The sequence below is a fragment of the Petrachloros mirabilis genome, from assembly GCF_975968855.1.
Genome location: NZ_CDLUDY010000285.1, coordinates 1 through 6,584, shown reverse-complemented (window position 1 = coordinate 6,584; position 6,584 = coordinate 1). Strand labels below are relative to the sequence as shown.

Below are 6,584 nucleotides of genomic sequence, written 5' to 3'. Positions count from 1 at the left end.
CTTCTAGGCCTATTCGTCACTTGGGTGGTCGCGAACGCGGGAGTGGGAATGAAGGCGCCGGACATTACGAATCCAATCTGGTTGAACAGTGAACCGTTACACCTATCCGACCTGAAAGGCAAAGTCGTGATGGTCGAGTTCTGGACGTTCGGCTGTTACAACTGCCGGAACGTCGAGCCCTACGTCAAACAGTGGCACAAGAAGTACTCAGATCAAGGCCTTGTGGTTATCGGCGTCCATTCGCCGGAGTTTTTTTACGAACGTGATGTTGAAAACGTGGGGCGCTATCTCAAAGAGCATGACATTCCCTTCGCCGTCTCGATCGACAATGACTTTTCGACCTGGAACAAATACGGCAATCGATACTGGCCCGCCGTGTATCTTGTGGACAAACGCGGCACCATCCGGCATGTCCGGATTGGTGAGGGTGGATATCAAGAGACGGAACGGCTCATACAGGCTTTGCTTGCTGAACCATTGTAGTGGGCACCTATGCATCGTCCATCACGCCGGACATTTCTCAAGACCGCCGGAGGGCTGCTATTCGTGGCTACTCTCCCGGCTCCGAGCCTTGCCGGCCTGTTCGATCACGTCTTTGGCCAGGCCGAGCCGAAGCTCACTAAGCCGATCACTCCCAACGAGGAATTCTACATCACGTCCTACCGAAGTCCACCGACCATTCGTATTAAGGACTGGTCACTGTCGATCAAGGGACTCGTCTCGCGCCCGTTCAGACTAGACTATGCACAATTGCTCGCGAAGCCGGCCATATCGGAAATTGTCACACTAGAATGCGTAGGCAACACTGTGGCTGGCGAGTTCATCGGCACCGCTGAATGGACTGGCATTCTGCTTCGATCGCTCTTGGAGGAAGCCGGCGCACAGCCTGATGCGTACGACGTCGTTTTCCGAGCCGCCGACGGATTCTCCGACAGTATCCGGTTTGATCGTGCAATGGTCGGCGATGTCTTGATTGCACACCGCATGAACGGCGTTCCCCTGCCGCTCGGCCATGGATTTCCGGCTCGCATGATTGTGCCGGGACAGTACGGGATGAAGCATGTGCAGTGGCTGACGGAGATTGAGGTTGTGGCGCAGGATTACAAAGGCTACTACGCGAAGAAAGGTTGGACGGACGAGGCGTTGATCAAAACAATGTCCCGTATTGATCTACCGGGACACGGTACGACGATCCGCGGGTTCCATCATAAGGTACAGGGCATTGCTTTTGCTGGCACCAGAGGGATCAAACAAGTTGAGCTCAGCACAGATGGTGGTGAGCGCTGGACTGTTGCCACACTCGAGAAACCCCTCTCAGCATGGAGTTGGGTGTTTTGGAATTGCGCATGGAAGGCATCGAGACCAGGACGCCACACTTTAGTCGTCCGAGCGACTGATGGAACCGGACAACTGCAAACTTCGATTGAGCAAGATCCAGCTCCGGACGGGGCAACCGGTCTCCATGAGGTCACCATGAACATTGAGGTCTGATCCTGACAGAGGTGTTCTAAGAACCGAAGGTAGACTGCCGCAGCTCCGCGCCGTGCTTAGGCACATCACCGGAGGATACGTTATTTGCAATGGTGTGAGCGGGGGACCCCTAGGTCGCGGGTTCAATTCCCACCGAGGGCACCACAGCGAATAAGATCGTTTGCCTTCTGTTTTTAGGCTTGTGTTTCAATAGCTTGTCCCTATCTGCCGGCCGCTTCCAATTATTCCTCCCCCCACAAAAGCAGCATAGACTTTATATGTATCCTGAAGTAATTTTTCCTCAGGTTAATGATGCATAAGCGAGTTGAATGGTGGTACCTTAGAAGTGGTTGCGAACTTAAAAACGGTGCAGGCGAAGGCAACTCGTTGATGCAGCTGGGTCAGAGAAGGTGCATTTGAGATGTGAACATTTCCCTGCCGTTATGCAGGGGCGATGAGTATGGATTTCGATAAGAAGAGGAGGGCATTTTCATGAATCACGTCATCCTCCATGATGTTCGAGCAGGGTTTTATCTGATGGTTGGATTAGCCATGTTAGCTTTTATCTGTGCTATTGCCGCGTTAGGCACGGTTATGCGTCCCGTTCGGTGGTCGGATCGTCGTTCTGCCCAGTTTTAATCGCCGTATTTCCTGACGTTGCTTTGAGTTTTGCACGAAGATCCTCCTTCTAGTGGCTCTCGCGAAACTTTCTTCACGATTACTCTAACTAGCTGAAATATAAGCTATCTTTATTCTGTTGGCTTAGCCAGAAAGCTGGTTTTTGCCGGATGCTATAGTTGTTCAAGTACATTTTCATTCCACAAGCAATGGGGGAATACCATGAAAGGCGGCCTTGGAAGATATGCTTTGGTTGTAATGATGGGTTTTCTTCTCGCAGGTACCGAGGGTTGTGGCATGAAATGGCTGCAGTCCGAGGGTGATACGGCGTCCACGGCTGAGAAGAGTGGACAAGAAAGTGAAAAGGAAAAGATGGCTTCCGGTGACGGCGATTCCGCCGAGAACTTGCAAAATGCCGGCTCATCTTCAGCAGAAACTGGCGGAGGTGCCGATTCCCAATGGAATGGCCAAGGCGTAAATCCAAGTTTCCCTGGCATCGCACAGGAGCAGGGCTCGGAGCCAGAAATGAAAAGTGAGATGAAAAGCGAGTTGAATGGTTTCTCTCAGAGCCCGACCGAGGAACATCTCACGAATGAAGGGGAGATCGCCTCAGTCTCACCTGCCGACACGGATGCCCGCCAAGATGCAGATTTGGCGAAAGAAGAGCGCGCGGCAATGGAGGCAGGCCTTAAGGACGTGTTTTTTGGATATGACCAATGGACTCTGTCTGATGCCGGGATGGAGGTCTTACAAGGGAATGCGAAATGGTTGAAGGAACACCCTGGGGCTGTACTGAAAGTGGAAGGTCATTGCGATGAGCGGGGTACATCGGCCTACAACATCGTTCTTGGGGATAAGCGTTCGAAGAGCGCTCGCAACTATCTCGTAGAATTAGGAGTAAGTCGGAAACAGGTAAAGACCGTGTCGTACGGCAAGGAACGACCTTTCTGTCTTGAACATACCGAGGCTTGCTATCAGCAAAATCGCCGCGGTCATGTCTTGCTGTACGTCAAGAACTAAGAGAGCATACACGCCCCCGACGATTTACAGAACGAATTGTCGGGGTTCTCTGTCGCGTGAGACACACTCTGCTCCGGGACAATGAAGGTTTTGTCTCGTCAGCGAGATTAAAGAGGAAAAGAGATTCATGGCATCGAGATCGTCAGTTGCTCAACAAGAGCGAAGTGCCGAAAAACGGTTGCAGCCAAGATTCACTACGCAATTCCGGAGCACATTTTCCGGTGGACAGCAGGAACGACAAGGGAAAATGTTAGATCTGTCAAGTGGCGGGTGCAAGATCGAAACCGATCCACCTGTTGTCGAAGGGGCGACGTTCGAATGTCGTATTCACGTTCCTGGCCTCAGTTGGCCGTTGCGGATCGATAAGGCTCAAGTGAGGTGGGTGAAAGGCAAAACATTCGGGTTGCAGTTTCTTGAAATTCACCCTGAAGAAAAGATGAAGTTGACGCAGGTCATTGCCGAGCTCAAGGCACAATCCCGCTGATAGTAATCCCCAAGCAAATTGCAAGACAGGTTTCTCCTCTCGCGACAAAATTCCCGTCTATGTTATAAGAACGCGAATCCCTCAGGCTAACAGTAAGAATTGGCTTTCTAGGGCGACAAGAGTATTGTGGGTTAGTCGTTTTCTGAGAGGAGTCTTGTTGCCATGACCGATAATGTTGCGATTCTGGCCGGCGGGTGTTTTTGGTGCCTTGAGGCCGTCTTTGACCAGATGGTAGGGATCCATTCGGTCGAGTCAGGGTATATCGGCGGCCATGTCGATCGACCGACTTATGAAGCTGTCTGTGGGGGAGAGACGGGCCATGCAGAGGCAGTGCGTATCACCTTCGATCCGAGTCAGGTAAGCTATAAAGAATTGCTCGAGGTCTTCTTTTCCGTTCATGATCCCACAACATTGAACCGACAAGGAAACGATGTGGGGACTCAGTATCGGTCTGCGATTTTTTACCATAACCCGGAACAAAAGAAGACGGCCGAATCGCTGATCGCGGCAATGACTGAGGAGAAGGTCTTCGCCAATCCGATTGTGACCGAGGTTGTGCCGGCAGGGACATGGTTTGAAGCGGAACAGTATCATCAGGAGTATTTCGCCAGGAATCCATTTCAAGGGTACTGTGCCGCCGTCGTTGCTCCGAAAGTAATGAAATTTCGAAAACTGTTTTCAAGCAAGATTAAAGCATAAACTGTTAGTTGCCCCACCAGTGTTTCATCCTTTGTACGGCCTCGGCTACGAAATGGGTTTTTTGCATGATTTGACGCTCTGCCAATAGAATCTCGGCCTGAGGCGGACAGAATGGCCATTCAATAGTTGTCTTTCCCTGTACCTTGGCCAGAATCAGCCCATCCTGTCTATCCGATGGTCGTTGCATCACCATCAGCGGGTCCTGAGGCTCGAGGAGGCAGGTACCGTCGAAGTTTGCCGCCTCGTAGAGGATTGGACGGGCGAGGGGAACTTTCATGGATCCGTCGGTAAAAACGGTGTCTCCCTCCCGAATCGGGCCGGCTGGCGCTATCGAGTACAAAACGATTGGCACAATGAGCATGAGCGCGGCGGCAAGTCCTATAGACGAGAGTGGTGGCCCCGTTTCCGGTCGTTCTCCCCGGCGTACTGACATTGTTAGAAACTAAGATGAAATGGATGGGTTTTCATCGAGCCAAGCATCTTCATCGCCAGTAGCATCAGTCTTTGCCCGTAGAGAGGTAAAGTCAAAGAGGTTTGTATCGTGCAATAACGAAGGGGCAACGTTGGAGAGCGCTGCAAACATGCTATCGGTACAGCCTAGAGCCTTTTGCTCCCATTCTCGCAGAAAGGCCTTGGCCTCTTTACGTTTGAGGTCTTCCTGTGATCCGCACAGGTCACAGGGGATGATGGGGAACGCGCGCCGTTCGGCATAGCGGGCAAGGTCAACCTCACGTACCGCAGCTAGCGGGCGAATCACCAAGTGACGGCCGTCTTTGGAGCGCAGCTTTGGGGGCATGGTTTTCAATTTCCCGGTGAACAGCAGATTCAGTATTAGTGTTTCAAGAATGTCATCGCGGTGATGTCCGAGAGCGATCTTACTGACGCCGAGTTCTGTTGCCAGGCGATAGAGATGTCCGCGCCGGAGCCGTGAGCAAAGCGAACAGGTCGTCTGCCCTTCCGGAATGAGCCGTTTGACGATCCCGTACGTGTCCCGTTCTTCAATGTGGAATGGAATGCCGAGGGACGTGAGATATTCAGGAAGGACATGGGTCGGGAAACCTGGCTGTTTCTGATCGAGATTGACTGCTATGAGATCGAATCGAATGGGAGCGCGGCGTTGTAGCACAAGTAACAAGTCGAGTAATCCGTAACTGTCCTTTCCGCCTGATAAGCAGGCCATAACCTTATCGCCCTCTTCGATAAGGTTGTAATTGCTGATGGTTTGTCCGACCTGACGCAATAGCCTGGTTTGCAGCTGTTCGGTTTCGTCGTCGAGTCTTGGGAGGTTGTGGAGAGGACTGGTTGTTTGTGACATAGGGCGCTATTCTACTAGCTGACTTCATTCACTGTCGATCCTGATGAACTTATGAGAGAAGGTAAAAAGTGAATTCACGCCCTGAATTACGTTATCCAGTACTTTTTATCTGCACAGGAAACGTCTTTAGGAGCCTTGCGGCTGAACAGGCCCTGAAGGTGAGGCTCAGGTCTCATGAGTTTTATGCGATTTCTTCTGCCGGGATCGATGCAAAGCCCCAAGAGGTACACGCGTGGGTGAGGATGAAGCTCCATGAAAAGGGAGGTGATGTGAGTCATCACGTACCCCGTCAGTTAACAGAAGAGATGGTGAAGTCTACGGAGTTCATCGTTGCCATGGGGCGTAATCACCAGGCTTTTATCCGGGAGCGCTTCGGTCGAGACGTTCCTTTGTTCAATGAGATTTGCTTTGGTCGCGATGAATCGATCCTCGACGTCCATGAAGCTATCCCGGAATGGGAAAACGATCTCGTTCGAGCTCAAGACTATGTCTCGTCTGTGATCGATACAATCTGGGAATCCATACCAAGTCTCTCCATGCATCTACCACCGCCTCGTTAAAGGAATTCGAGTTAATCATCCCTTCCAAGGTCAATCTCCAGGCTAGACGCTCTTGCTCTAGATGTATCCATGATTCGCATCGAGTCTGGGCGATGGCTTCGGCAGCTACGGTTGTACAACCTCTATTTTCTGAAGGAGAAAGATGGTTTTTGAAAGAGCCATTCGTGAGGGGTATTCCGATCTATCCGTTAACCGAAGAGGCATTGCTTGATATGGCGCAAGCCTCTGTTGCCCGGAATCTGTATGAAATAGGGCCGCTATTTACAAGTGCTGCCAGCGTGGGAGCTTAAGGTGGAAACAATGCTTCTGTTCGGTGTTCGTTGGGGACCCTAGTCTTCAGTTACGGAGTCGGTCACTTCCCTATTAACACGCGTGATGGGACTAACACTGGACACCTTCGCATTGTTTCCACCTTAAG

General features: G+C 51.5%; 9 protein-coding genes. 7 read left to right on the top strand and 2 right to left on the bottom strand.

Annotated elements, in window-relative coordinates; all coding sequences use genetic code 11:
- The 6 genes from ACWVCN_RS12255 to msrA all read left to right on the top strand — a co-directional run.
- Nucleotides 1-483, top strand: a 483-nt coding sequence (locus ACWVCN_RS12255; protein ID WP_455246069.1) for a redoxin domain-containing protein, incomplete at its 5' end; no start/stop codon positions are given.
- Nucleotides 484-492: 9 nt separating this feature from the next.
- Nucleotides 493-1,491, top strand: a complete 999-nt coding sequence (locus ACWVCN_RS12250; RefSeq protein ID WP_455246068.1) for a molybdopterin-dependent oxidoreductase — start codon at nt 493-495, stop codon at nt 1,489-1,491.
- 471 nt (nt 1,492-1,962) lie between these two features.
- On the top strand, nt 1,963-2,109 hold the full coding sequence (locus tag ACWVCN_RS12245; RefSeq protein WP_455246067.1) for a hypothetical protein: 147 nt from the start codon (nt 1,963-1,965) through the stop codon (nt 2,107-2,109).
- A gap of 201 nt (nt 2,110-2,310) precedes the next feature.
- Nucleotides 2,311-3,108 carry an OmpA family protein gene (locus ACWVCN_RS12240; RefSeq protein ID WP_455246066.1) on the top strand — a complete coding sequence of 266 codons (798 nt, stop codon included), beginning with the start codon at nt 2,311-2,313 and terminating at the stop codon, nt 3,106-3,108.
- A gap of 127 nt (nt 3,109-3,235) precedes the next feature.
- On the top strand, nt 3,236-3,592 hold the full coding sequence (locus ACWVCN_RS12235) for a PilZ domain-containing protein (RefSeq protein ID WP_455246065.1): 357 nt from the start codon (nt 3,236-3,238) through the stop codon (nt 3,590-3,592).
- 162 nt (nt 3,593-3,754) lie between these two features.
- The gene (gene msrA / locus ACWVCN_RS12230) at nt 3,755-4,291 is read left to right on the top strand and encodes a peptide-methionine (S)-S-oxide reductase MsrA (protein ID WP_455246064.1); all 537 of its coding nucleotides are present in this window, start codon (nt 3,755-3,757) and stop codon (nt 4,289-4,291) included.
- 4 nt (nt 4,292-4,295) lie between these two features.
- Here the strand turns inward: msrA and ACWVCN_RS12225 are convergent, their stop codons facing one another.
- Both ACWVCN_RS12225 and ttcA read right to left on the bottom strand, forming a co-directional pair.
- On the bottom strand, nt 4,296-4,652 hold the full coding sequence (locus ACWVCN_RS12225; RefSeq protein WP_455246063.1) for a hypothetical protein: 357 nt from the start codon (nt 4,650-4,652) through the stop codon (nt 4,296-4,298).
- An 81-nt stretch (nt 4,653-4,733) separates the two neighbouring features.
- Nucleotides 4,734-5,606: a tRNA 2-thiocytidine(32) synthetase TtcA gene (ttcA, locus tag ACWVCN_RS12220; protein ID WP_455246062.1), complete on the bottom strand. Its 873-nt coding sequence runs from the start codon at nt 5,604-5,606 to the stop codon at nt 4,734-4,736.
- A gap of 68 nt (nt 5,607-5,674) precedes the next feature.
- Between ttcA and ACWVCN_RS12215 the strand changes: the two genes are divergently transcribed.
- The gene (locus ACWVCN_RS12215; RefSeq protein ID WP_455246061.1) at nt 5,675-6,166 is read left to right on the top strand and encodes an arsenate-mycothiol transferase ArsC; all 492 of its coding nucleotides are present in this window, start codon (nt 5,675-5,677) and stop codon (nt 6,164-6,166) included.
- Nucleotides 6,167-6,584: the final 418 nt, after the last annotated feature.

Coding starts and splice junctions, on each gene's coding strand:
- ACWVCN_RS12250 (WP_455246068.1), top strand. CDS start 493: ATGCATCGTCCATCACGCCGGACATTTCTCAAGACCGCCGGAGGGCTG.
- ACWVCN_RS12245 (WP_455246067.1), top strand. CDS start 1,963: ATGAATCACGTCATCCTCCATGATGTTCGAGCAGGGTTTTATCTGATG.
- ACWVCN_RS12240 (WP_455246066.1), top strand. CDS start 2,311: ATGAAAGGCGGCCTTGGAAGATATGCTTTGGTTGTAATGATGGGTTTT.
- ACWVCN_RS12235 (WP_455246065.1), top strand. CDS start 3,236: ATGGCATCGAGATCGTCAGTTGCTCAACAAGAGCGAAGTGCCGAAAAA.
- msrA (WP_455246064.1), top strand. CDS start 3,755: ATGACCGATAATGTTGCGATTCTGGCCGGCGGGTGTTTTTGGTGCCTT.
- ACWVCN_RS12225 (WP_455246063.1), bottom strand. CDS start 4,652: ATGCTCATTGTGCCAATCGTTTTGTACTCGATAGCGCCAGCCGGCCCG.
- ttcA (WP_455246062.1), bottom strand. CDS start 5,606: ATGTCACAAACAACCAGTCCTCTCCACAACCTCCCAAGACTCGACGAC.